General features: G+C 56.7%; 20 protein-coding genes, 2 rRNA genes and 1 riboswitch. Of the genes, 14 read left to right on the plus strand and 8 right to left on the minus strand.

The genetic code is table 11. The features are described from left to right. From VNZ60_RS06070 to VNZ60_RS06095, 6 genes are all read left to right on the plus strand, one after another. Nucleotides 1-101, plus strand: a 23S ribosomal RNA gene (locus VNZ60_RS06070); the annotation flags it as partial. 204 nt (nucleotides 102-305) lie between these two features. Next, a 5S ribosomal RNA gene (rrf, locus tag VNZ60_RS06075) occupies nucleotides 306-418 on the plus strand. Between the two features lie 167 nt (nucleotides 419-585). Continuing rightward, a complete protein-coding gene (gene ruvA, locus VNZ60_RS06080; RefSeq protein WP_325657532.1) occupies nucleotides 586-1,164 on the plus strand; it encodes a Holliday junction branch migration protein RuvA in 579 nt (192 codons plus the stop codon). 92 nt (nucleotides 1,165-1,256) lie between these two features. Then, entirely contained in the window at nucleotides 1,257-2,315 is a 1,059-nt protein-coding gene (gene ruvB / locus VNZ60_RS06085) for a Holliday junction branch migration DNA helicase RuvB (protein ID WP_325657533.1), read from the plus strand. A 43-nt stretch (nucleotides 2,316-2,358) separates the two neighbouring features. After that, entirely contained in the window at nucleotides 2,359-2,811 is a 453-nt protein-coding gene (locus VNZ60_RS06090) for a YaiI/YqxD family protein (protein WP_325657534.1), read from the plus strand. Between the two features lie 140 nt (nucleotides 2,812-2,951). After that, nucleotides 2,952-3,794 (plus strand): 2-keto-4-pentenoate hydratase, encoded by an 843-nt coding sequence (locus VNZ60_RS06095; RefSeq protein WP_325657535.1) that lies wholly within the window; start codon nucleotides 2,952-2,954, stop codon nucleotides 3,792-3,794. Between the two features lie 123 nt (nucleotides 3,795-3,917). On the opposite strand, the gene VNZ60_RS06100 is transcribed toward VNZ60_RS06095, so the two are convergent. Continuing rightward, nucleotides 3,918-4,367, minus strand: coding sequence for a DUF2147 domain-containing protein (locus VNZ60_RS06100; RefSeq protein ID WP_325657536.1), 450 nt, complete (start codon nucleotides 4,365-4,367; stop codon nucleotides 3,918-3,920). Between the two features lie 68 nt (nucleotides 4,368-4,435). After that, nucleotides 4,436-7,270 (minus strand): valine--tRNA ligase, encoded by a 2,835-nt coding sequence (locus tag VNZ60_RS06105; RefSeq protein WP_325657537.1) that lies wholly within the window; start codon nucleotides 7,268-7,270, stop codon nucleotides 4,436-4,438. A gap of 247 nt (nucleotides 7,271-7,517) precedes the next feature. Beyond that, nucleotides 7,518-7,648, plus strand: a riboswitch (TPP riboswitch). A 97-nt stretch (nucleotides 7,649-7,745) separates the two neighbouring features. Here VNZ60_RS06105 and thiC point away from each other — a divergent pair. The 5 genes from thiC to thiE are packed head-to-tail and all read left to right on the plus strand — an operon-like array spanning nucleotide 7,746 to nucleotide 12,195. Further along, on the plus strand, nucleotides 7,746-9,668 hold the full coding sequence (gene thiC, locus VNZ60_RS06110; RefSeq protein WP_325657538.1) for a phosphomethylpyrimidine synthase ThiC: 1,923 nt from the start codon (nucleotides 7,746-7,748) through the stop codon (nucleotides 9,666-9,668). A gap of 7 nt (nucleotides 9,669-9,675) precedes the next feature. Next, nucleotides 9,676-9,876, plus strand: coding sequence for a sulfur carrier protein ThiS (gene thiS / locus VNZ60_RS06115; RefSeq protein WP_325657637.1), 201 nt, complete (start codon nucleotides 9,676-9,678; stop codon nucleotides 9,874-9,876). 54 nt (nucleotides 9,877-9,930) lie between these two features. Beyond that, entirely contained in the window at nucleotides 9,931-10,743 is an 813-nt protein-coding gene (locus tag VNZ60_RS06120) for a thiazole synthase (protein WP_325657539.1), read from the plus strand. After that, complete coding sequence (thiD, locus tag VNZ60_RS06125; protein WP_325657540.1) at nucleotides 10,740-11,576, plus strand: bifunctional hydroxymethylpyrimidine kinase/phosphomethylpyrimidine kinase; 837 nt, start codon at nucleotides 10,740-10,742, stop codon at nucleotides 11,574-11,576. The genes VNZ60_RS06120 and thiD overlap by 4 nt, the downstream gene beginning before the upstream one ends. Before the next feature lie 4 nt (nucleotides 11,577-11,580). After that, entirely contained in the window at nucleotides 11,581-12,195 is a 615-nt protein-coding gene (thiE, locus tag VNZ60_RS06130; protein WP_325657541.1) for a thiamine phosphate synthase, read from the plus strand. Nucleotides 12,196-12,267: 72 nt separating this feature from the next. Here the strand turns inward: thiE and VNZ60_RS06135 are convergent, their stop codons facing one another. Together VNZ60_RS06135 and VNZ60_RS06140 are read right to left on the minus strand one after the other, a co-directional pair. After that, nucleotides 12,268-12,756 (minus strand): Dps family protein, encoded by a 489-nt coding sequence (locus VNZ60_RS06135; RefSeq protein WP_325657542.1) that lies wholly within the window; start codon nucleotides 12,754-12,756, stop codon nucleotides 12,268-12,270. Between the two features lie 364 nt (nucleotides 12,757-13,120). Continuing rightward, a complete protein-coding gene (locus VNZ60_RS06140; RefSeq protein ID WP_325657543.1) occupies nucleotides 13,121-14,341 on the minus strand; it encodes an MFS transporter in 1,221 nt (406 codons plus the stop codon). Nucleotides 14,342-14,519: 178 nt separating this feature from the next. Between VNZ60_RS06140 and VNZ60_RS06145 the strand changes: the two genes are divergently transcribed. Next, a complete protein-coding gene (locus VNZ60_RS06145; RefSeq protein WP_325657544.1) occupies nucleotides 14,520-16,799 on the plus strand; it encodes a UvrD-helicase domain-containing protein in 2,280 nt (759 codons plus the stop codon). 43 nt (nucleotides 16,800-16,842) lie between these two features. Here VNZ60_RS06145 and VNZ60_RS06150 read toward each other — a convergent pair whose 3' ends face one another. From VNZ60_RS06150 to VNZ60_RS06165, 4 genes are all read right to left on the minus strand, one after another. After that, nucleotides 16,843-17,646, minus strand: coding sequence for a BPSS1780 family membrane protein (locus VNZ60_RS06150; protein ID WP_325657545.1), 804 nt, complete (start codon nucleotides 17,644-17,646; stop codon nucleotides 16,843-16,845). A 34-nt stretch (nucleotides 17,647-17,680) separates the two neighbouring features. Continuing rightward, a complete protein-coding gene (locus VNZ60_RS06155; RefSeq protein WP_325657546.1) occupies nucleotides 17,681-18,637 on the minus strand; it encodes a homoserine kinase in 957 nt (318 codons plus the stop codon). 122 nt (nucleotides 18,638-18,759) lie between these two features. Continuing rightward, a complete protein-coding gene (locus tag VNZ60_RS06160; protein ID WP_325657547.1) occupies nucleotides 18,760-19,200 on the minus strand; it encodes a hypothetical protein in 441 nt (146 codons plus the stop codon). A 129-nt stretch (nucleotides 19,201-19,329) separates the two neighbouring features. Beyond that, nucleotides 19,330-20,067 (minus strand): LOG family protein, encoded by a 738-nt coding sequence (locus VNZ60_RS06165; RefSeq protein ID WP_325657548.1) that lies wholly within the window; start codon nucleotides 20,065-20,067, stop codon nucleotides 19,330-19,332. Here VNZ60_RS06165 and polA point away from each other — a divergent pair, their 5' ends adjacent. Together polA and VNZ60_RS06175 are read left to right on the plus strand one after the other, a co-directional pair. Further along, the gene (polA, locus tag VNZ60_RS06170; RefSeq protein ID WP_325657549.1) at nucleotides 20,068-22,848 is read left to right on the plus strand and encodes a DNA polymerase I; all 2,781 of its coding nucleotides are present in this window, start codon (nucleotides 20,068-20,070) and stop codon (nucleotides 22,846-22,848) included. 69 nt (nucleotides 22,849-22,917) lie between these two features. Then, nucleotides 22,918-23,799, plus strand: coding sequence for a dienelactone hydrolase family protein (locus VNZ60_RS06175; RefSeq protein ID WP_325657550.1), 882 nt, complete (start codon nucleotides 22,918-22,920; stop codon nucleotides 23,797-23,799). The last annotated feature ends 126 nt before the right edge of the window (nucleotides 23,800-23,925 follow it).

Consider the following 23,925-nt stretch of genomic DNA (forward strand, 5'->3'; position numbering starts at 1 on the left):
CCCTAAAGGGTCGTTCGAGACCAGGACGTTGATAGGTCAGGTGTGGAAGCGTAGTAATACGTTAAGCTAACTGATACTAATTGCCCGTGAGGCTTGTCCCTATAACCTTAGCAGGTTATATGATGAGCTTATTTGTTTGCCAAGGTGACTATCTTGTAAAAGATAACAACACCGTTTGGACATTCATACCCAACCGGACTCACTCACTGTGAAAACACCAGTGAGTTCGGTATAAAAAAACTACTTCTTCTAAATTGCGTTGGTCGTTGCTCCCACTGGAGAACGCTCAACGGTTACAAGTTATGCCTGATGACCATAGCGAGTTGGTACCACCCCTTCCCATCCCGAACAGGACCGTGAAACGACTTTGCGCCGATGATAGTGCTGCAACCAGTGTGAAAGTAGGTCATCGTCAGGCTTTTATTAAAAAACCCTCTGTACTCTCGTACAGAGGGTTTTTGCTTTGCGTTTCGGATTCACGCAACAGCATGATTTTCCGGAATTTCAGCTTTGCCGCAACAAAACCACTGTGTTTTTAACCAGTTGTCCTGTATGATTCATTGATTCACATAAAGGCCAACTGCGATGATAGGTCGTCTTTCCGGGATTCTGCTCGAAAAAAATCCTCCCCAATTATTGATTGATTGCAACGGCGTCGGCTATGAAGTTGGCGTGCCGATGAGCACTTTCTACAATCTGCCGGGGCTGGGTGAAAAGGTTGCCTTGCTGACTCATCTGGCGATACGCGAAGATGCGCATGTTTTATATGGTTTTGGCAGCGCTGAAGAACGTAATGTATTCAAGCAGTTGATCAAAATCAGCGGGGTTGGCGCCCGTACCGCACTGTCTATCTTGTCCGGCATGTCGGTGCAAGACCTGGCCCAGGCGATCACCATGCAGGAAGCAGGCCGGCTCACCAAGGTGCCTGGTATTGGTAAAAAGACAGCTGAGCGCCTGCTGCTCGAATTGAAGGGCAAGCTAGGTGCTGATCTGGGGCCTGTGGGTAGTCATCATGCAAGCGATGTCAGTGGCGATATCTTGAATGCCCTGATCGCGCTCGGTTACTCGGACAAGGAAGCTATGTTGGCGCTCAAACAATTGCCGTCGGACGCCAGCGTCTCAGATGGAATCAAACTGGCATTGAAAGCCCTGTCCAAGTTGTAGCCGGGCAGGCCAAAGCTGATCATTATTGCTTTATTGATGGAGTGGATGTCTTTTCTTATATCTAATCGCTGCAGTCTGGCTACAATCCGACCATGAGTATCCAAACCGACGATTTCACCGAACAGCGCATTATCGCTGCCACGCCCGCATCACCGAATGAAGAGGCGATCGAACGCGCCCTGCGGCCCAAGCAACTGGACGAATACGTCGGCCAGGAAAAGATACGCGACCAGCTGCAGATATTCATTACTGCAGCCAGGCAACGGCATGAAGCGCTGGACCACACCTTATTGTTTGGTCCTCCTGGTTTGGGCAAGACTACCCTGGCGCATATCATCGCGCGGGAAATGGGCGTTAATCTGCGTCAGACTTCGGGGCCGGTGCTGGAACGCGCCGGCGACCTGGCGGCTTTGCTAACCAATCTCGAAGCAAATGATGTACTGTTCATCGATGAAATCCATCGCTTGTCGCCGGTGGTGGAAGAAATCCTGTACCCGGCGCTGGAAGACTATCAGATCGATATCATGATTGGGGAAGGTCCGGCAGCGCGCTCGGTGCGCCTGGATCTGCAACCTTTCACGCTGGTAGGCGCGACCACCAGGGCAGGAATGTTGACCAACCCGCTGCGCGACCGCTTCGGGATTGTCGCCCGTCTTGAATTTTATACGCCGCAACAACTGGGCAAGATCGTGACTCGCAGCGCTTCATTATTAGGGGCGCCCATCATGGATGATGGCGCTTTCGAAATTGCCAAGCGTAGCCGCGGCACGCCGCGTATCGCTAACCGCTTGTTACGCCGCGTGCGCGACTATGCAGAAGTCAAAGGCAACGGCGAAATCACCAAGGCGATGGCAGATGCGGCGCTGGTGATGCTGGATGTCGATCCCGTCGGCTTCGACATCATGGATAGAAAGTTACTGGAAGCGGTGCTGTTCAAGTTCGGCGGCGGTCCGGTCGGCCTGGATAATCTGGCCGCCGCCATCGGCGAAGAACGTGACACCATCGAAGATGTACTTGAACCGTACCTGATTCAGCAAGGATATTTGCAGCGCACACCGCGCGGCCGTATTGCCACCCCGATCGCTTACAGTCATTTTGGTGTAGCGGCGCCGCGTACCGGCCCTAACGGTGAGTTGTGGGGGCAAAATTAATTCGCTCGCAGACGCCGATGTGATGCCGGCGCAGCCCGTAGCAATGCAAATCTGGGTTGACGCTGACGCCTGTCCGAACGTCATCAAGGAGATTCTGTTCCGGGTCGCCGATCGACTGCAAATCGTGGTGATTCTGGTAGCGAACAAATTGTTGAGAGTGCCGCCATCGCGATTCATCAAGGCAATCCAGGTGCCGTCAGGTTTTGATGTCGCCGATCGCGAAATTGTTCGAATGTTGCAGCTTGGCGATCTGGTGATTACTGCCGATATTCCATTGGCAGCCGATGTACTTGAAAAGGGCGGCCAGGCGCTTAATCCGCGCGGCGAGTTTTATACTAAGGACAACATCCAGCAGCATTTGACGATGCGTAATTTTATGGAAGAGTTACGCAGCAGCGGAGTAGAAACCGGCGGCCCGGCAGCATTTAACCAGAACGATCGCCATCAGTTCGCAGCGCAGCTTGACCGGTTTCTGCAGAAATCGCGGAATCGATGAGTGTTTCTAATCAAGGCAGGATCGCGGGCCCGGTGCCGTCCCGCAATACAAGTGTTGGAATATTAATATTTCTATGCTTGTGTAAAAACTAAACGTCACAGACAATACGATAGCCTTCACTAATAGTGTGCAAGTCAACCATGCTTATGTCTACCAAAGCTAACCGTTACGCCCACCAGCTTCTGGATGCGCGAGCGAGCGCCAAATTGATGCCGCTGTTGTCGGCTGCTGATGTTCTCTCGCCGATGGATGGCTACGATATCGGCAAGCGCATTCTGGACGCCAGTATCGGACACGGCGCGACTCCGATCGGCCGCAAGGTCGGCTTCAGCAATCGCACCATATGGCCCAAATACGGGATCACCGAAACTATCAATGCACCGATCTGGGCGCATGTATTCGACAACACCGTGCGCTACGCCGAAGACAACCGCGGGATTCAAAGTCTGGAAGGGGCGTTGCAGCCGCGGATAGAACCCGAAGTGGTATTCAGCTTGGGCAGAACACCCGCGCCGGATGCCGATCTGGAAGAAATCGCCGAGTGTATCGAATGGATGGCGCATGCTTTCGAAATCGTGGTGTGCCCTTTCCCCGACTGGAAATTCGATGCGGTCGATGCGATCGCGGCGTTCGGCCTGCATGGCACGCTGATTATTGGCGAACCGCATGTGTTGTCCACCGCCACCCGCCGTAATCTTGCCAGCATGCTGGCCAACGCAAGCGTCTCGCTATCGTGCTGCACCGAGGATTCGGTAACCTTGTGCGGCGCCGGTTTCGGCAGCGATGTGCTGGATAGCCCGGTGCACGCTTTATGGCATTTGCACCAGGTGCTGAATGCACAGCCACAGTTCATGCCTTTGCAAGCCGGCGAGATCATTACCACAGGCACCTGGACCGATGCCTATCCGGTGCAAGCCGGGCAAACCTGGGTCACGGCTTTCTCTGGAATTGCGCTGCCAGGCCTGACCGTATCCTTCGTTTAAACAGTCCGATAGTCAGTGTAGTGCTTCTGTGGCTCCCCATTTACGAAGCACCGCACCAGCAAAAATGCCGTTCAGCTAATCGCTTGAACGGCATTTTTTTAGACCAGTTTGCGGGCAAAAAAATTATTCTTCGCGTACCCAGGTCTGGGTACGGCCAAGCAGGGGTACGCCGATATAGCCGCGTACATTCAATTTCTTGCCATCGTCGGCCAGCGACATTTTACTTTTGTAGACCTTGCCGTTATCCGGATCAAGAATGGTGCCGCCATTGTATTCGTTGCCATCCTTTTTCATGCCATTGATGATGGTCATGCCGATGATGGGCTGATCTTTCAGCTCGCCTTGGCATTTAACGCATTTGGGATTTTGATCCTGGCTAGGGTCACGCAGCAGCTTCTCGATTCTGCCATGCAGTTCGCCATTGGCTTCGCTAATACGAATCAGCGCCTTTGGCTTGCCGGTGTGATCATCGATATTTTTCCACAGGCCGACCGCTGAACTGGTGTCCTGCGCAAAAGCGCCGAATGCCAACAAGGCAGCGCCGGCGATCGCTGTCGTCAAAAGTTTTTTCACGTTTCGTCTCCTGTCTCTGTCGTGCCGACCGCATCGCTGCAAGCCGGCACTATTATATTAATAAGAAATCAAGATACTTTTAATTTTGCAAACTGTTCACGCAACTTTTCGAGGGTACCGGAAAAATTCGCCAAGCGCTCTTGCTCTTGTGCAACCACCTGTGCCGGAGCTCTAGCCACAAAGCTTTCATTGCCCAACTTGGCCTGGGCTTTGCTGATTTCACCCTCGATACGGGTGATTTCCTTGCCCAGCCGTTCACGTTCAGCCGCAACATCAATTTCAACTTTGAGCAGCAGCTTAGCATCACCGACAATCGAGACCGGCGCCGGCGATTCGGGTAGAGTCTCTACTACTTGCACATCTGCCAATTTTGCCAGCGCCTGCAGGTACGGTGCGAACGACAACAGCGTGCTTTGCTGGGCTGCCGAACCGGCAATAATCAGCGGCACGCGCAGCGCCGGCGACAATTGCATCTCGCCGCGTAAATTGCGGCATGCGTCCGTCAGCGCCTTCAATTGCGTCATCCAGGTTTCAGCGTCTTCATCGATCTTTTCCAGATTCGCTTCAGGATAAGGCTGGCGCATGATGGAGTCGCCTGCCGCATCGAGTGCATGGCCGGTTAGCGGCGCCACGCTTTGCCACAAGGCTTCAGTGACGAACGGAATAATCGGATGCGCCAGGCGCAACACGACTTCCAGTACCCGCAGCAAAGTGCGGCGGGTGGCGCGTTGTTGCGCTTCGTTGCCTTGCTGGATCTGTACCTTGGCAACTTCCAGGTACCAGTCGCAATATTCATCCCAGACGAATTTGTAGATGGCCGAGGCGATATTGTCGAAGCGGTAGTCGGCGAAACCTTTGGCGACTTCAGCTTCAGTGCGCTGCAAGAGCGAGACGATCCAGCGATCGGCTTGCGAGAATTGCAGTTTCTCCTTATCGCAGACACCCGCAGCATGGCCGTCGAAACCGCAATCCTTGCCCTCGGTGTTCATCAGCACGAAGCGCGTAGCGTTCCACAGCTTGTTGCAGAAATTGCGGTAGCCGTCGCAGCGGCCAAGGTCGAAATTGATGTTACGGCCAAGCGTCGCCAACGAGGCAAAGGTAAAGCGCAAGGCGTCGGTGCCGAAGGCCGGGATGCCGTCTGCGAATTCCTTGCGGGTCGCCTTGGCAATGCTGTCGGCTTGCTTGGGATTCATCAGGCCGACTGTGCGTTTGGCAACCAGCGTTTCCAGATCGATACCGTCGATCAGGTCGATAGGGTCGAGCGTATTGCCCTTCGACTTAGACATCTTCTGGCCGTTGCCATCACGTACCAGGCCATGCACATAGACGGTCTTGAACGGGACTTTGCCGGTAAAGTGGGTGGTCATCATGACCATCCGCGCAACCCAGAAAAAGATGATGTCAAAACCGGTGACCAGCACCGACGACGGCAGGAACATCTTGTAGTCTGGCGTTTCTTCAGGCCAGCCAAGGGTTGAGAACGGCACCAGCGCCGATGAGAACCAGGTGTCGAGCACATCGTCGTCACGCTTGAGTGCGCCGATGTAGCCGGCCGCCGCAGCTTGCGCCCGGGCTGACGCTTCGTCGCGGGCGACATAGATTTTGCCGTCGTCGCCATACCAGGCCGGGATCTGATGGCCCCACCACAGTTGACGCGAAATGCACCAGTCCTGGATATTGTTGAGCCACTGGTTGTAAGTGTTGCTCCAGTTTTCCGGGATCATCTGGATTTCGCCGTTGGCGACTTTTTCCAGCGCCACTTCGGCTATCGATTTGCCCGGGAAGTGAGTGCCTTCCGGCGCTGGCTTGCTCATGGCGACAAACCATTGATCGGTCAGCATCGGCTCGATCACTACCCCGGTACGGTCGCCGCGCGGCACGACCAGTTTGTGCGGCTTGACCGATTCCAGCAAACCTTGGGCGTCCAGATCGGCAACGATCTGTTTGCGCGCCACGAAACGGTCCATGCCCTGGTACTGGGCCGGGCCGTTTTCATTAATCTTGGCGTCCAGCGTCAGGATCGTAATCTGCGGCAGCTGGTGGCGTTGACCAACCGCATAGTCGTTGAAATCATGAGCCGGCGTGATCTTGACGCAACCGGTACCGAATTCCTTGTCGACATAGCTGTCGGCGATGACCGGGATTTCGCGATCGGTCAACGGCAGCTTGAGCATCTTGCCGACCAGGTGGATATAACGCTCGTCAGTCGGATCGACCGCAACAGCAACGTCGCCCAGCATGGTTTCCGGGCGCGTGGTGGCAACCGTCAGATGACCGCTGCCGTCGGCAAACGGATAATGGATGTGCCACATCGAACCGTCTTCCTCTTCCGAGGCCACTTCCAATTCCGAGATTGCGGTACCCAGCACCGGATCCCAGTTCACCAGCCGTTTGCCGCGATAGATCAGGCCTTGCTCAAACAAGCGCACAAAAACTTCGACCACGGTGCCGGACAGCTTGTCGTCCATCGTGAAGTATTCGCGGCTCCAGTCGGTCGAGGCGCCCATGCGGCGCATCTGGCCGGTAATGGTCGAGCCCGATTGTTCTTTCCACTCCCAGACCTTTTCCACGAATTTTTCGCGGCCCAGATCGTGGCGCGAGATTTTTTGCGCATCGAGTTGCCGTTCGACCACGATTTGCGTTGCGATGCCGGCGTGATCGGTGCCTGGAATCCAGGCAGTATTAAAACCGCGCATGCGATGGTAACGGGTCAGGCCATCCATGATGGTCTGGTTGAAAGCGTGCCCCATGTGTAGCGTGCCGGTCACGTTGGGCGGCGGCAACTGAATGCTGAAGGACGGTTTGTCGGCGTCGGTGGTGGCGGTGTAATACCCGCGTTTTTCCCACTCGGTACGCCAGAATTGTTCAATCTCGGCAGGGTCGAAAGACTTGGCTAATTCCATGATTTATTGAGGTTCTTTGCTAAAGCTATCTAAAACGATGATTATAAAGTACGCAGCCGACTGGCTCCTAACATTGCCGGCCGGGACGCAGGGTTTTTTGACGTAAAGACAATCGTGTGGACGGATTTGCCAGGGAAGCGGGGCTTTTATACTCGACCTGACATAGGGAGACCCGCATTTTTGATATACCGCAAGCCGATTGCGGGTGTAGAATCCTTTTCGCTGTCATGGAATTTATTCTGCGGCAGCACAACGCTAGGGGTCCTGGTTACTGAAATGTTAATACGCTTTCTGCGAATTGACGCTTGTAACCGGGTGAGAAATACCCTCGAACCTGATCTGGGTAATGCCAGCGAAGGGAAGCTGTCGAGATGTAATCGGCCGATTCACAAAGCAATACCGTGATCCCGCGCCACCAGACTCGAAAACTCCTTTGCTGGCTCCAAGCCATGAAATACAAGCAAAGGAGCCAAAATTGAACGCCAACCCAAAATTCCTGTCCGCCACTGCTACGGTGGATGAAGCTGCAATCCACCCCCTGCCGAATTCCCGCAAGATCTACGTCACCGGCTCGCGCCCTGATATCCGGGTACCGATGCGCCAGATCAGCCAGTCTGATACGCCGGCTTCGTTCGGTGCCGAAAAAAATCCACCGATCTATGTCTACGATACTTCCGGTCCGTACACCGATCCTGAAGTGAAGATCGATATCCGTTCCGGCCTGGCGACGCCGCGCCTGCCGTGGATCGTAGAGCGCGACGACACCGAAGAATTGCCGGGACCAAGCTCGGAATACGGCATCGAGCGTCTGAACGATCCGAAGCTGGCCGAGTTGCGCTTTAACCTGCACCGCAAGCCACGCCGCGCCAAAGCCGGCAAGAACGTTTCGCAAATGCATTACGCCCGCCAAGGCATTGTCACGCCGGAAATGGAATTCGTGGCAATTCGCGAAAACATGCGCCGCAAAGAGTATCTGGAAGAGCTGAAAGCCTCCGGCCCGATGGGCAACAAGCTGGCCGACCTGATGGGCCGCCAGCATCCCGGCCAATCGTTCGGTGCATCGCTGCCGGCCGCAGGTGATTTCGTCACACCGGAATTCGTGCGCGATGAAATCGCCCGCGGCCGTGCCATCATCCCGGCCAATATCAATCACCCGGAAATCGAACCGATGATCATCGGCCGTAATTTCCTGGTCAAGATCAACGCCAACATCGGCAATTCCGCAGTGACCTCTTCCATCGGCGAAGAAGTCGAAAAGATGACCTGGGCGATTCGCTGGGGCGGCGACAACGTGATGGATCTGTCGACTGGCAAGCACATTCACGAAACCCGCGAATGGATCATCCGCAATTCGCCGGTACCGATCGGTACCGTGCCGATTTACCAGGCGCTGGAAAAGGTCAACGGCAAAGCTGAAGATCTGACCTGGGAAATTTTCCGCGATACGCTGATCGAGCAAGCCGAGCAGGGCGTCGACTACTTCACCATCCACGCAGGCGTGCGCCTGCAATACGTGCCGATGACAGCCAAGCGCCTGACCGGCATCGTCAGCCGCGGCGGTTCCATCATGGCCAAGTGGTGCCTGGCGCATCATCGCGAATCCTTCCTGTACGACCACTTCGAAGATATTTGCGAAATCATGAAGGCCTATGACGTCAGCTTCAGTCTCGGCGACGGTCTGCGTCCGGGCTCGATCTACGACGCCAACGACGAAGCGCAACTGGGTGAGCTGAAGACCCTGGGTGAGCTGACCCAGATCGCCTGGAAGCATGACGTGCAAGTGATGATCGAAGGCCCGGGCCACGTGCCTATGCACCTGATCAAGGAAAACATGGATCTGCAACTGGAACAGTGCCACGAGGCGCCGTTCTACACGCTTGGACCGTTGACCACCGACATCGCTCCCGGCTACGACCACATCACTTCCGGCATCGGCGCCGCCACCATCGGCTGGTATGGCACCGCCATGCTGTGCTACGTCACGCCGAAGGAACATCTCGGTTTGCCAAACAAGGTCGACGTCAAGGACGGCATCATTACCTACAAGATCGCGGCGCATGCGGCCGATCTGGCCAAGGGCCATCCCGGTGCGCAGATCCGCGACAACGCCTTGTCGAAAGCACGTTTTGAATTCCGTTGGGAAGACCAGTTCAACATCGGTCTCGATCCGGACAAGGCACGCGAATTCCATGACGAAACCTTGCCGAAGGATTCCGCCAAGGTCGCGCATTTCTGCTCGATGTGCGGGCCGCATTTCTGTTCGATGAAGATCACTCAGGAAGTGCGCGAGTACGCCGCCGCGCAAGGCATTTCCGAAATCGCCGCGCTCAAGCAGGGGATGGAAGTGAAAGCCATCGAGTTCGTCAAGAACGGCGCGGAAATCTATAGCAAGCAGTGAGGCGATGATGGAAATCGTACTTAACGGCGCACCGCATCCGCTGGCTGACGGCGAGAATTTGCAACAGCTGATCGTGGCGCTGGAACTGGCCGGGAAAGCGGTGGCAGTCGCCGTCAACCGGCAGGTGGTGCCGGCCAGTTTGTGGCCGCAGCGCGTTTTGCAGCCGCAAGACAAGGTTGATGTAGTGCGCGCTATCGGCGGTGGCTGAACTAGTAGGGTGGGTACATGTGTCCACCCTGCAAAATCTTTTAAAGGATTTGTCATGAATCTGAACTCAACCCCTGAAACGGGACAACAGGATACCGGCCTGACCATCGCCGGCAAGACCTACAGCTCACGGCTACTGGTAGGTAGCGGCAAGTATCGTGACCTGGAGCAAACGCGCGCCGCAACCGAAGCCAGCGGCGCCGAGATCATCACGGTGGCGATCCGGCGCGTCAACATCGGCCAGGACCCGAACGCGCCGAATTTGCTGGATGTAGTGCCACCGTCGCGTTACACCATACTGCCCAATACGGCAGGTTGTTATACCGCGGCCGATGCGGTTTATACGCTGCAACTCGGGCGTGAATTGTTGAACGGGCACAAGCTGGCCAAGCTGGAAGTGCTGGGCGATGAGCGTACGCTTTTCCCCAATATGCCGGAGACCTTGAAAGCGGCCGAGGCTCTGGTCAAGGATGGTTTCGACGTCATGGTGTATTGCAGCGACGATCCGATCCAGGCACGGATTCTGGAAGAAATCGGCTGCGTTGCGGTGATGCCGCTGGCGTCGCTGATCGGTTCCGGCATGGGTATCTTGAACCCGTGGAATCTGTCGCTGATCATCGAGCAGGCTAAAGTGCCGGTGCTGGTCGACGCCGGCGTCGGCACTGCATCCGACGCGGCGATTGCGATGGAACTGGGTTGCGACGGCGTGTTGATGAATACCGCGATTGCCGGCGCCCAGGACCCGATCCGCATGGCAAGGGCGATGCGGCTGGCGATCGAAGCCGGGCGCGAAGCCTTTCTTGCCGGCCGGATTCCGAAGCGCTTTGCAGCATCGCCATCTTCACCGATGGCAGGAAGAGTCAAATGAGCGTCTCGGTAAACGTCGACACGGCCGGCGCCAAAGCGCCAGCCTGTGTGCTGGTGTTTTCCGGATCGGACCCGAGCGGCGGCGCCGGCATGCAAGCCGACATCAGCGCGATTGCCGCACTCGGGGCGCACCCGCTGTCGGTCATGACGGTATTGACGGTGCAGGACAACCAACGGGTGTTTGGCGTCTATCCCGTCGCTGCGGATCTGGTGCGGCAGCAGGCGCAAGCGCTTGTCGATCGTATCGATATCTCAGCGGTCAAGCTAGGCATCGTTGGCAATCGCGCTAACGCCGAAGCGATTGCCGCCGTTATTCGCGACCTGCGTTCACGGCAACCGGCATTGCCGGTGGTGTTTGATCCGGTACTGGCGAACGGCCGTGGCGACAGCCTGGCCAGCGAAGATCCGATTGCGGCACTCGCTCCCTTGTTTGAACTTGCCACCGTGATTACGCCGAACCGGGTCGAAGCCGATCGTTTGTGCGGCGCTCAGGCAAGTCCAGAGCAGCAAGCGGCGATGCTGTTGGAGCGCGGTTGCGGGCATGTGTTGTTGAAGGGCGGTCACGGTCCGGAACAGCATGAAGTACTGAACCGATGGATCAGCAGGACGCAGCAACGCAACTGGAGCTGGCCACGCTTGCGGGGCGAGTTTCACGGCAGCGGCTGCACCTTGGCGGCAGCGCTTTCAGCTCTGCTGGCGCAAGGGCTGGAGATGGAGCAGGCGATCGATGCGGCGCAAATCTATTGCCAGCAAACCTTGGCTGAGTCCTATGCGATCGCTGCTGGCCAGCGCATTCCTAGCCGTGTTCTGCCGTTTCTGAAATTACGAGGATAAAGCGATGAAGGGTCTATACATCGTCACACCCGATTGGGATGATACCGACAAACTGTTGCAGGTTACCGAGCAAGCCTTGCAAGGTGGCGCGGCGCTGCTGCAATATCGCCATAAGACTGCTGATGCGGCTTTGCGGCAGCTGCAGGCTGAAGCTTTGCTGGCCTTGTGCCGACGTTATCAGCGGCCATTCATCATCAACGATTATGTGGATTTGTGCCTGGCGCTGGACGCCGACGGCATTCACGTCGGCGGCACCGATGCCAGCGTGGCCGAAGTGCGGGCCAAGGTGGGGGCGGACAAGATTGTCGGCGCTTCCTGCTACGGCGATCTGGAGCTGGCGCATACGGCGTATCGTGCCGGCGCTAGTTATGTCGCGTTCGGCGGATTTTATCCATCGCGCGTCAAGAAGTATCCGGTCACCACGCCGCCCGATATCGTCACGCGAGCTAAAGCCGAAATCGCTTTGCCGAACGTGGTGATCGGTGGCATGACGCAAGAGAATGCGCTGCCTTTGATTGCTGCCGGCGCCGATATGGTGGCCGCCATCAGCAGTGTTTACCTGGCTGAGGATCCGACCGCTGCGGCACGCAGTTTCGTTGCCTTGTTTGATAACAGATAGCTATCCATGAACGTGGTTCCGATCCGACCCGATCCGATCGCAACCACGTTCACTCGTTTGGCTGGCAAGCTGTCAGGTTTCCAACAAACTGCGCAGCATCCACGCATTTTTTTCATGCAGTTGCATGCGTTGCGTCAGCAAATCTGCGGTCGGTTCATCTGCCGCTGCATCAACCGCCGGGAAAATCGAACGCGCGGTGCGGGTGACGGCTTCTTGTCCTTGCACCAGTTGCTGGATCATGGCGGTCGCGCTCGGTACGCCTTCCTCTTCCGAAATCGAGGTCAGCTTGGCGAAGGCCTTGTAGGTCGCCGGCGCCGGATAACCGAGTGCGCGAATCCGTTCGGCAATCAGGTCTACCGCCAGCCACAGTTCGTTGTACTGGGCTTCGAACATCAGGTGCAATGTGTTGAACATCGGCCCGGTCACGTTCCAGTGGAAATTGTGGGTTTTCAGATACAGGGTGTAGGTGTCGGCCAGCAGCTTGCTGAGGCCGTCGGCAATCTTCTTGCGATCCTTGTCGCTGATGCCGATATCGATGACTGAGACGCTTTTCCTTGCCATTGTGCTTACTCCTTCTAACAGTGATGTATGAAGACTTGCAGCTCGATTTTATGTCAATTTGCCAGCGGCAAAGAAAGGCGCGTATTTTTTGTCGCTGCCTCTAGGGCCTGTTAACATTTGATTTGGGAGATGCGTTCCAACCAAAACGTGTGGTGGCAAGGCGCGTGGCGCAGCTGGGGCTGGCGCCCCAGCAAGCCATGCAACGCGGCCAGCGCACGTTTTGATTGGAACCCTCCGGAACGGCTGCAGGCGTCGCATGCCGTTGTTGCAGCTCCTTGCCGTAGCACCGCTACGTCGCGTCGCTGCGCCTAGGCACGCAACGCCTGCCGCGCGTTCGCACTCCCAAATCAAATGTTAACAGGCCCTAGCCAGCGGCGGGCGAGGTCAGCCGTGAGCGGCGATACATGCTGACGGTCAACGCCACCGCAGCCAGCGACGCCATGGCGGCAAACAGGAATACCTCGGCATAACCGAATTTGCTGACGATCAATCCTGCCAGCGGGCCGGTGACGCCGAGCGCCAGATCCAGGAACACCGAATAAGCGCCCAGAGCGCTGCCGCGGTTATGCGCCGGGACCAGATTCACTGCCTCCACCCCGAGTGCCGGGAAGATCAGGGCAAAACCGAAACCGGTGAGCGCCGCGCCGATTAGCGCCAGCGAGGGCGAACCGGCCTGCCACAGCAGCAACAGGCCGAGCGCCTCGACTGAGAAACAGATGATCGCCACGCGGAAACCGCCGAAGCGCGAGATGGTGTGGGCAAACAGCAGGCGCGCACCGACAAAGAAGGTGCCGAACATGGTTAGTGAAAACGCTGCGTTCGGCCACTGGTGGCTGGCATAAAACAGAGTAATGAAGGTAGCGATAGAGCCGAACCCTATCGAGCCCAAGGCCAGCCCCATGCCGTGCGGGAGTACCTTGCGCAATACGTGTTGAAACGGTAAATGCTCGCCGCGTACCACCGCTGTCGCGGCCTTCAAACGCGCCAGGAAGAAGCCGGCTAACGACAGCACTGTCACCGTAACGCCCACTGCCGCCAGACCCCAGGTGTGGGCGATCACCACACCAAGCGGTGCGCCGATGGCCAGCGCGCCATAGGTGGCGATGCCGTTCCAGGAAATCATGCGCGCCGTGTGCTGGGCGCCGACCCGGCCTATGCCCCAGGTAATCGCACCGGTTCCGACCATGCTCTCGCCACAGCCGAGCACCAGGCGGCCTGTCAACAGAATGGCGAGGCTTAGCGCCGGCATGTGTGTGAAGAACGCGGCGACCAGCAGGAAAGCGCCGCTGATGCTGCAACCGATCAGGCCGCGCAGGACGGCGGTCTTGGGGCCGACCGAATCAGCCATGCGGCCGGCAAACGGCCGGCTCAGCAAGGTTGCCAGATATTGCATGCTGATCGCCAGGCCTGCCAGCACCGAGCTGTAGCCCAGGTCGATATGGACGTAGCCGGGCAGCACTGCCAGCGGTATGCCGATTGCCAGATAGCAAATGAAAGTGAAAAATGCGGTGGAAACAATGTGGAAAGTAACTGCGGTCCCGGACAACGGCTGGTTGGCGCGGTCAGGACTAACTTCTTCGGGCATGGTGGGCGACGGCTTGGTTGATTGTTACGAAGGGAATTGGTGCAACGCGGTATTTTACCCTTCTGGCCTGGAAGCTGCTGGTGGCGGCCAATAGCCGCCAGCGGAGCGAGAGAGGCAACTCGACAGCGATCGTGATCGCTTGCATCAGCTGTGCCGCCGCACAGCTTATAATGCGAGGATGCAAAATCTTCTTCATAACCTCAATCCAGAACAGCTCGCCGCAGTCACCTTGCCGGCGCAATCCGCACTTATCCTGGCTGGCGCCGGCTCCGGCAAGACGCGTGTGCTGACCACCCGCATCGCCTGGCTGATCCAGACCGGCCAGGTATCGCCGGCCGGCGTGCTGGCGGTGACGTTTACCAATAAAGCTTCGAAGGAAATGATGACGCGTTTGTCGGCAATGCTGCCGATCAATACGCGCGGTATGTGGATCGGGACTTTCCATGGCTTGTGCAACCGCTTGTTGCGCGCGCATTATCGCGACGCCGGTTTGCCGCAGACTTTCCAGATCCTGGATTCGCAGGACCAGTTGTCGGCCATTAAGCGCCTGCTGAAATCGCTCAATGTCGACGATGAAAAATATCCGCCGCGTAATCTGATGTATTTCATCAATGGCGCCAAGGACCAGGGTTTACGCGCCAACGAGGTTGAGGCGAATGACGATTACAACCGGAAATTCGTCGAATTGTACGATTTGTACGATCAGCAATGCCAGCGTGAAGGCGTGGTCGATTTTGCCGAACTTTTGCTGCGTACTTATGAGCTGCTGAGCCGTAACCAGCCGCTGCGCGAGCATTATCAGTCACGCTTCCAGCACATCCTGGTGGACGAGTTCCAGGATACCAACGATCTGCAATACAAATGGCTGAAGCTGATGGCGGGCCAGCGCGGCGCGGTGTTTGCGGTCGGCGATGACGACCAGAGCATTTACGCTTTCCGTGGCGCCAATGTCGGCAACATGAGCGCTTTCGAGCACGAGTTCCGGGTCGAGAACCTGATCAAGCTGGAGCAGAATTATCGTTCGCACGGCCATATCCTGGATAGCGCCAATACCCTGATTGCCAACAACAGCAAACGTCTCGGCAAGAACCTGCGTACCGACGCCGGCCATGGCGAGCCGGTAAGAATCTATGAAGCCACCAGCGATTTGCAGGAAGCGCAATGGATTATCGAAGAGACCAAGAGCCTGATCAACGACGGCGCCACGCGTAGCGAAATCGCCGTACTGTATCGCTCCAATGCGCAATCGCGAGTGATCGAGCATGCCTTGTTTTCTGCCGGCATACCGTATCGCGTGTATGGCGGCCAGCGCTATTTCGAACGCGCCGAAGTCAAGCATGCGATTGCCTATCTGCAGTTGATGGACAATCCGCACAATGACTCGGCGTTCTTGCGCGTGGTGAATTTTCCGACGCGCGGCATAGGTGCGAGAGCATTGGAGCAATTGCAGGATGCCGCTAAACAATATGGCGTCTCACTCTACGCTGCGGTGCCGTATGTGGCCGGCAAAGCCGGCGCCACGCTGGGCGCATTCCTGAAACTGATCGAAGGCGGGCGCTTTGAAACCCAGCAGCTGCCGTTGCCGGAAATGGTGCAGATCGTGCTCGACATGAGCGGCTTGATGCAGCACTACCGCAATGAAAAAGAAGGCGCTGACCGTATCGAGAATCTGGAGCAACTGGTTAATGCTGCGACCCTGTTTGTCTCGGAAGAAGGGTTTGGCATCGATGCCCCGGCCCTGCTGGGACCGAAGGCGCAGGCTGCGGCCGGGACGTCGATCACGACCGCCGACGGCATCGAGATATTCGACGCCGATGCGCCGCTGGCGGCGGTGATGTCGCCTTTGTCGGCCTTCCTCTCGCATGCATCGCTGGAAGCGGGCGACAATCAAGCCCAGGCCGGACAAGATGCCTTGCAACTGATGACGGTGCACTCCGCCAAGGGCCTGGAGTTTGACGCGGTGTTCATTACCGGTCTGGAAGAAGGTTTGTTCCCGCACGAGAATTCACAGAAAGAAGACGCCGGCGTGGAAGAAGAGCGGCGCCTGATGTATGTCGCCATCACCCGCGCCAGGAATCGTCTTTACATGAGCTTTTCGCAAACCCGCATGTTGCACGGCCAGACCCGTTACAACATGCGTTCGCGCTTTTTTGACGAGTTGCCGGAAGACGCGCTGAAGTGGCTGTCGCCAAAGGTGCAGCAGCACAGCTGGTTTGCCAATACCAAGTCAGCCTGGGACGAAGCGCCCGAGAAAGCTGCCAACAATATCTCGAAGAACTTCGGTCGGCGCGACATCGGCTGGCGCATCGGCGAGAACGTCGCCCACCTGAAGTTTGGCGAAGGCGTGATCGTCAATATCGAAGGCAGCGGCGGCAATGCTCGCGCCCATATCAATTTCGGCAAGCACGGCATGAAGCTGTTGGATTTGAGCGTGGCGAAGCTGGAGAAGCTAGCGTAGGAGAGTGGGCGGGCGGTTTTGTATTTCGTTACCCGCCCTACGCTTATTCGGTGGTCGTCGTTGCTTGAGGTTGGGGCGGCGGCAAATCGGCCTCCGGTTTGCCGAAGATGTGGGTGTAGGTCGGATAGAAAGAGCAGTACATCACCACCGTCAATGCAATCGATAGCGGCAGCAGGATCATGATCGTGACCGATGCGTTGCCGATCAATACCGCGATCACCACGCTGATGAGCGCCGGCAGCAAAACACCGATGGCGGCCCAGGCCAGCCCATATACGGCAAACGCTTTCATTTCACGCGATACTGCAAAGAAGCTGTAGAAAATGGCTTTCGATACACTCATATTTTTCCACATGATGAGCGGCGCCGCATACCAGAACGCCATCGCTGCCGGCGTGTAGACCGCGGCGGAAAACAGCATCGCCAGCGACATGCTGGAGTCTTGTATTTCTTTGGCGTCGAGGGCGCTCTGGCCGGTCACCGTCATCCAGAATACGCCACCGTCGATCAGGACTGAGGCCGCGACGGCGATGACTGCCGCTACCAGGTACAGGCTGCCCAGGATCAGCAGATTTTTCAGTGCCGGCGAACGAAAGCCGATCAGCAACAGGTTGGGATAGACGCGCTTGCCTTGTTCAATATTCACGCAAGCCTGCATGAAGGACATGGCAAATACCGGAACCAGAATCAGCGGCAGCAATTGTCCCAGCAGCGGGATGATATTGAGCGCCAGCATCAAGAACATATAAGCCAGGAATAAAGTGGATATTTCGGCAGGCTGTTTGCGGAACAACGCAAAGCCTTCCTTGATCCATATCCATCCGGTTTTTGCAGGCAGTTTTTCCATTGTTTCAATCAAGAATTTCGCTTAGTAGTTTTGCCTAATACAGGGCTGGGGCCGGATGGGCCACACGTTGCCGCAGAATCCGTTCGAAATGACCGGGATCGTGCGGCGTCAACATTTCTGCAGCGCGCGGTAAATAAAAATCATAGAGTCGCGACAGCCAGAAACGCAGGGCGCCGGCGCGCAGCATTGCCGGCCAGGCAATTTGCTCGGCTGCGCTGAACGGCCGCACCGCATGATATGCATCCAGCATCGCTCTTACCCTGAGAATGTCAAGTGCGCCGCTGTTCAGATCGATGCACCAGTCGTTGACTGTGACCGCCAGGTCAAACAGCCAGGTATCGCAACCGGCGAAATAGAAATCAAAGAATCCCGTCAGTCGGTCGCCGTCGAACATCACGTTATTGCGGAATAGATCGGCGTGCACCGGCCCGTTAGGCAACTGGCGATAAGTTTCCGAGGCGGCGAAGCTTTCCTGGAACGCCATCTCGCTGCGCAGCAACTGTTGGCGGTCGTCCGGCAGATACGGCAATACCACCGGGGTGGTTTCGCGCCACCACGGCAGGCCGCGCAAATTCGGTTGTCGAATTGGAAAGTCTTGTGCCGCCAGATGCATTTTTGCCAGCATCGCGCCCACTTCAGCGCAATGTACCGCTGCCGGCGCCAGTTGGCAATCGCCCTCCAGCTTGGTGACGATGGCAGCCGGCTTGCCATGCAAGGAATTGAGAATCTGGCCTTGCTGATTGGCGATAGGCTCGGGCACCAGTACGCCGCGCTGTGCCAGATGGCGCATCAGTTCGAGATAAAACGGCAATTGTTCGAAACTGAGCTTTTCAAACACCGTCAGCACATATTCTCCGCGCTCGGTGTTGATGAAAAAATTACTGTTTTCGATGCCGGATGAGATACCCCTGATTGCCAGTGCCTTGCCTAAGGAAAAGGGGGGGATCCACTGTGTGAGATCGTCTAGCGTGACGGGGGTAAATACTGCCATGGGAAAAATCGGGGAAAGGACAAGCTTCAAGCCATGTCGGAATAAAGATGCGGCGAACACGCGGTGGATTTCCGCGTATCAGCCGCACGGCTACTTAATAGGGCAATAGGGGCTGCCGTGGACTATTTCTTGTCCGGCGATACTGTCGGTGGCGGCAATCCTGCTTCGCTGTCGGTCTGAACCGCCTCACCTGGCTTGTGCGCTTTTTGACCCAGGTCGAATTCCTTGATCTGCCATTGCGCCCCGCGTGGCAGTGATTCCCCTGGCAGCAAGGTGCCGGCTTGTGAAGCCGGCTTCACGTAATACGTGCTGCCGCCGCTGGTAACCTTGACTTCAGTAACCCGGCCTTGCTCACGTTTTTGCGTGATTTCGCCAGGTCCTTCACCGGGTTTGCGGATGGTGACTGCCGGCGCTTCGCCTTCTTCCAGCTTTTGCAGCTCAGGCGGTGGCGGCGCGGAGCTCTTGGCTGGTAGTTGGGAGGTTTGTTGTGCGTTTACTAACAAAGGTGTTGCAAGCGAGGCAATGCCTACTGCCAACAACTGCCAGACTTTAGATTTATGCATGAGAATTTGGCTACCTTGAAATAAAACAAGATGGAAGGCTTCATTGTAACAAACCGCCGGCCCCTATAGGCGATAAGGGGGCCGGTAATCTGGCTGGCGGCTTGTCAGGAGGCGTTGTTTACAACAACACTACAACAACACGCTGGCATGGCTGTCGGATTCCGCCATGACGGTTTCGCCCGTCTCGTAGAATTTCACTACGGCAGCGAGAATCTCGGCCGGGTCGTCCAGCACCTGGATCAGGTCCATGTCCTTGGCCGCGATCATGCCGTCGCCCACCAGCTGGGTGCGAAACCAGTCCAGCAAACCGCTCCAGAAGCTGCTGCCGACCAGGATGATAGGGATATGACGGCACTTGCCGGTCTGGATCAACGTCAATACTTCGGTCAGCTCATCCATGGTGCCGAAGCCGCCAGGCAGCACGATGTAGGCGTCGGCGTAACGCACGAAGGCGACTTTGCGGGCAAAGAAATGACGGAAGCTGAGCGAGATATCCTGCCATTTATTTCCGCTTTGCTCATGCGGCAATTCGATATTCAAACCGACCGAGGGTGATTTACCTTCGAATGCGCCCTTGTTGGCGGCTTCCATCAAGCCCGGGCCACCGCCTGAAATCACGGCAAAACCTTCATCGGAAAAGCGCCGTGCGATATCCATGCACAGCGGGTAATAAGGATTGCTGGCCTTGATTCGCGCCGAGCCGAAGATCGATACCGCGGGATGCAACTCGGAAAGGCGTTCGGTCGACTCGATAAATTCTGCCATAATCGTGAACATATGCCACGATTCGCGCGCCTTCTTGGAAGTTGCGCGTTCGACGTCCGTCACTTGCCGCAAACGCGGCACATTTTTTCCGTTCAATTCCATATGCAAAAAACCCTGCTGTTAGTTGATGGTTCCAGTTATCTTTATCGAGCCTTCCACGCCTTGCCCGATATGCGCAATGCAGCCAATGAACCGACCGGCGCGCTGTATGGCATCATAAATATGCTGCGCCGCTTGCGTATCGATTACCCCGCAGCTTACCTCGCCTGCGTGTTCGATGCAAAAGGTAAAACTTTCCGCGACGACATGTACGCCGACTACAAGGCCACCCGCGCATCGATGCCGGAAGACCTAGTTAAACAGATTACGCCTATTCACGCCGCCGTGCGTGCCATGGGTTGGCCGATCCTGATGGTTGAAGGAGTGGAAGCCGACGACGTGATCGGCACCTTGACCGTGCAAGCGGTGAGCCACGGCATGCAAGCCGTGGTCTCGACCGGCGACAAGGACCTGGCGCAACTGGTCAACGATGATGTGACCCTGATCAACACCATGAGCAACGAGACGCTGGATCGTGCCGGCGTGATCGCCAAATTCGGCGTGCCGCCCGAGCGCATCGTCGATTATCTGACATTGATCGGCGACACCGTCGATAACATCCCCGGCGTCGCCAAGGTCGGACCGAAGACTGCGGTCAAGTGGCTGGCGCAATATGACACTGTCGATCAAGTGATCGCCAATGCCGCCAGCATCGGCGGTGCCGTCGGCGAGAACCTGCGGCAAGTGCTGGACTGGCTGCCCAAGGCCAAGGAGCTGGTGACGGTGAAAACCGATTGCGACCTGAGTGCGCACATGGTGTCGATTCCGGAATCCTTGAAGGCGCCGGAGCAGGACAAGGAGACGCTGATCGAGTTATTCACGCGCTATAACTTCAAGACCTGGCTGCGTGATTTAAGCGGGCCCGGAAGTGTTGCCGGTGCAGCCGACAGCGCAGGGAAAAGCGGCGCAGCCGAAGTCGCCGCCGACAGCAAGCCAGGTGCCGCCGAGCCGGCGCAGAGCAGTCTGTTTGCCGCGGTGGAGCGGCATTATGAAACCGTGTTGACTGAAGCCCAGCTGGATCAGTGGCTGCAACGCGTCGACCAGGCGAGCTTGACTGCAGTCGATACCGAGACCACCTCGCTTGATCCGATGACGGCGCAACTGGTCGGGATTTCTCTGTGCTGCGAGGTCGGTGTTGCTGCCTATATTCCGGTCGCTCATCGTTATCAGGACGTGCCGGCGCAGTTGTCGCGTGAGTTCGTGCTGGAAAAAATGCGGGCTTGGCTAGAAGACGAAAGCAAGCCTAAGGTCGGCCAGAATATGAAATACGACAGTCATATTTTCGCCAACCAGGGCGTCAGCTTGCGCGGCATCGTGCATGACACTTTGCTTGAATCCTATGTGTTCGAATCGCATCGCAGCCACGATATGGACAGCCTGGCCTTGCGTCATTTGAATCACCAGACCATCACCTTCCAGGAAGTATGCGGCAAAGGGGCTTCGCAAATCGGTTTCGACGAAGTCGAGATCGGCCGCGCCACCGAATACGCGGCCGAGGACGCTGACATCACGCTGCAGCTGCATCTGACCATGTGGCCGCATATTGTTGACGACGCCAAGCTCAGGTTCATCTACGAAAAAATCGAAGTGCCGACTTCGGTAGTGCTGCAAAAGATTGAACGCAATGGCGTGCTGATCGACGCCAGCCTGCTGGCGACGCAATCGAATGAACTGGGCAAGCGCATGCTGGAAATCGAGCAGCAGGCCTATGAACTGGCGGGGCAGCCTTTCAACCTGAGTTCGCCCAAGCAGCTAGGCGAAATCCTGTTCGATAAACTCAAACTGCCGGTGGTCAAGAAAACGCCATCCGGATCGCCTTCGACCGATGAAGAAGTACTGCAGAAGCTGGCGGAAGATTATCCCTTGCCGAAGGTGCTGCTCGACTACCGCAGCTTGTCCAAACTGAAATCGACCTACACCGACAAATTGCCGAAGATGGTCAATCCGAATACCGGCCGGGTGCATACCAATTACGCCCAGGCGGTTGCGGTTACCGGACGGCTGGCGTCGAACGATCCGAACCTGCAAAACATCCCGATTCGCACCGCCGAAGGCCGCCGTATCCGCGAAGCGTTTGTTGCGCCGGCAGGCAGTGTGATTGTCTCCGCCGACTATTCGCAAATCGAATTGCGCATCATGGCCCACATCTCCGGCGATGAAAACATGTTGCGCGCATTTGCCGAAGGCGTCGACATCCACCGCGCCACCGCCGCAGAAATTTTTGGCACTACCGCAGCGGAAGTCAGCAGCGAGCAGCGTCGTTATGCCAAGGTGATCAACTTCGGCTTGATTTACGGCATGAGCGCTTTCGGCCTGGCCGGTAATCTCGGTATAGAGCGCGCCGCTGCACAGATGTATATCGAAAAATATTTCATGCGCTTTGCCGGTGTCAAGCAGTTCATGGATATGACGCGCGTGCAAGCCAAGGCGCAAGGCTATGTTGAGACCGTGTTCGGGCGTCGTTTGTGGCTGCCGGAAATCAATTCGCCTAACGGCCAGCGCCGTCAGGGCGCCGAGCGGGCGGCGATCAATGCGCCTATGCAGGGTACGGCTGCCGACTTGATCAAATTGTCGATGATCGCGGTGCAAAACTGGATTGAAACAGAACGGTTAAAATCCAAGATGGTCATGCAGGTGCACGATGAGCTGGTACTCGAAGTGCCGCAAGACGAGCTGGCGCTGGTGCGGGAAAAGCTGCCGCAGCTGATGGCCGGTGTAGCTGAATTAAAAGTGCCGCTGATTGCTGAAGTCGGAGTTGGCAAGAATTGGGACGAGGCGCATTAAGCGGTGCTCCGTGATTTGCTTTGGTCGACGCAAATCGATATTGATGGTCTACCTTGAAGGAGAGCTTTAATGCCGAATTTGAAAGAGGATTTCGATAGCCTGGTAGCAAAAACCGGCTTGTCAGACGATGTTGATCGCCGTACTTTTCTGAAAACGACTTTAGGTACCGGGTTTGCCGCAGCGGTGCTGCCGGTGTCGGCGCAAACTATCACGACCGATACTGCCGGCCTTACTGCGGGAGCGCTGGAGGTCCAGGCCAACGGCTTGAGCGTGCCGATTTACCGGGCCCAGCCTGAAGGCAAAACCAATCTGCCGGTGGTGCTGGTGATCTCGGAAATTTTTGGCGTGCACGAGCACATCGCCGATATCGCGCGGCGTTTTGCCAAGCTGGGTTATCTGGCGATTGCACCGGATCTGTTCATTCGCCAGGGCAATCCGGCCGCTTTCGCGTCGATTGCAGAGCTGCAAAAAAATGTGATTTCAAAGGTGCCGGATGATCAGGTGCTGGGCGATATCGATGCCTGTGTCGCTTGGGCCAAGGAGAATGGCGGCAACGTCAATAAGCTGGCGATCACCGGCTTTTGCTGGGGCGGCCGCATTACCTGGCTGTATGCCGGCCACAATCCCAAGGTAAAGGCCGCTGCCGCCTGGTATGGCCGCCTGGTAGGAGACAAGAGCGAGCTGATGCCTAAGCAACCGGTCGACATCGCGCCGACGCTGAAAGTGCCGGTGCTGGGTTTGTATGGCGGCAAGGATGACGGCATCCCGCAAGATACCCTGGCGCAGATGAAGGCGGCGCTGGCCAAAGGCAGCAGCAAGTCGGAATTCGTGGTGTACCCGAATTCCGGCCACGCGTTTAACGCCGATTATCGTCCTAGTTACGTTGAGGCGGACGCCAAGGACGGCTGGAAGCGTACTTTGGCCTGGTTCAAAGCGCATGGCGTGAGTTGAAGGAATGTAAGGTAAGTTCTTGAAATTTGCTCTGAAAGCTGTCCAAGTTATTTGACACTTTTATCTGGTCAGTTGGGGACAGAGTAAGTCGTCGCAAGGTTCACCCAGGCGACTCTTAAACTCTGT

The organism is Collimonas sp. (assembly GCF_035566375.1).
Taxonomy (GTDB): Bacteria; Pseudomonadota; Gammaproteobacteria; order Burkholderiales; family Burkholderiaceae_D; genus Collimonas.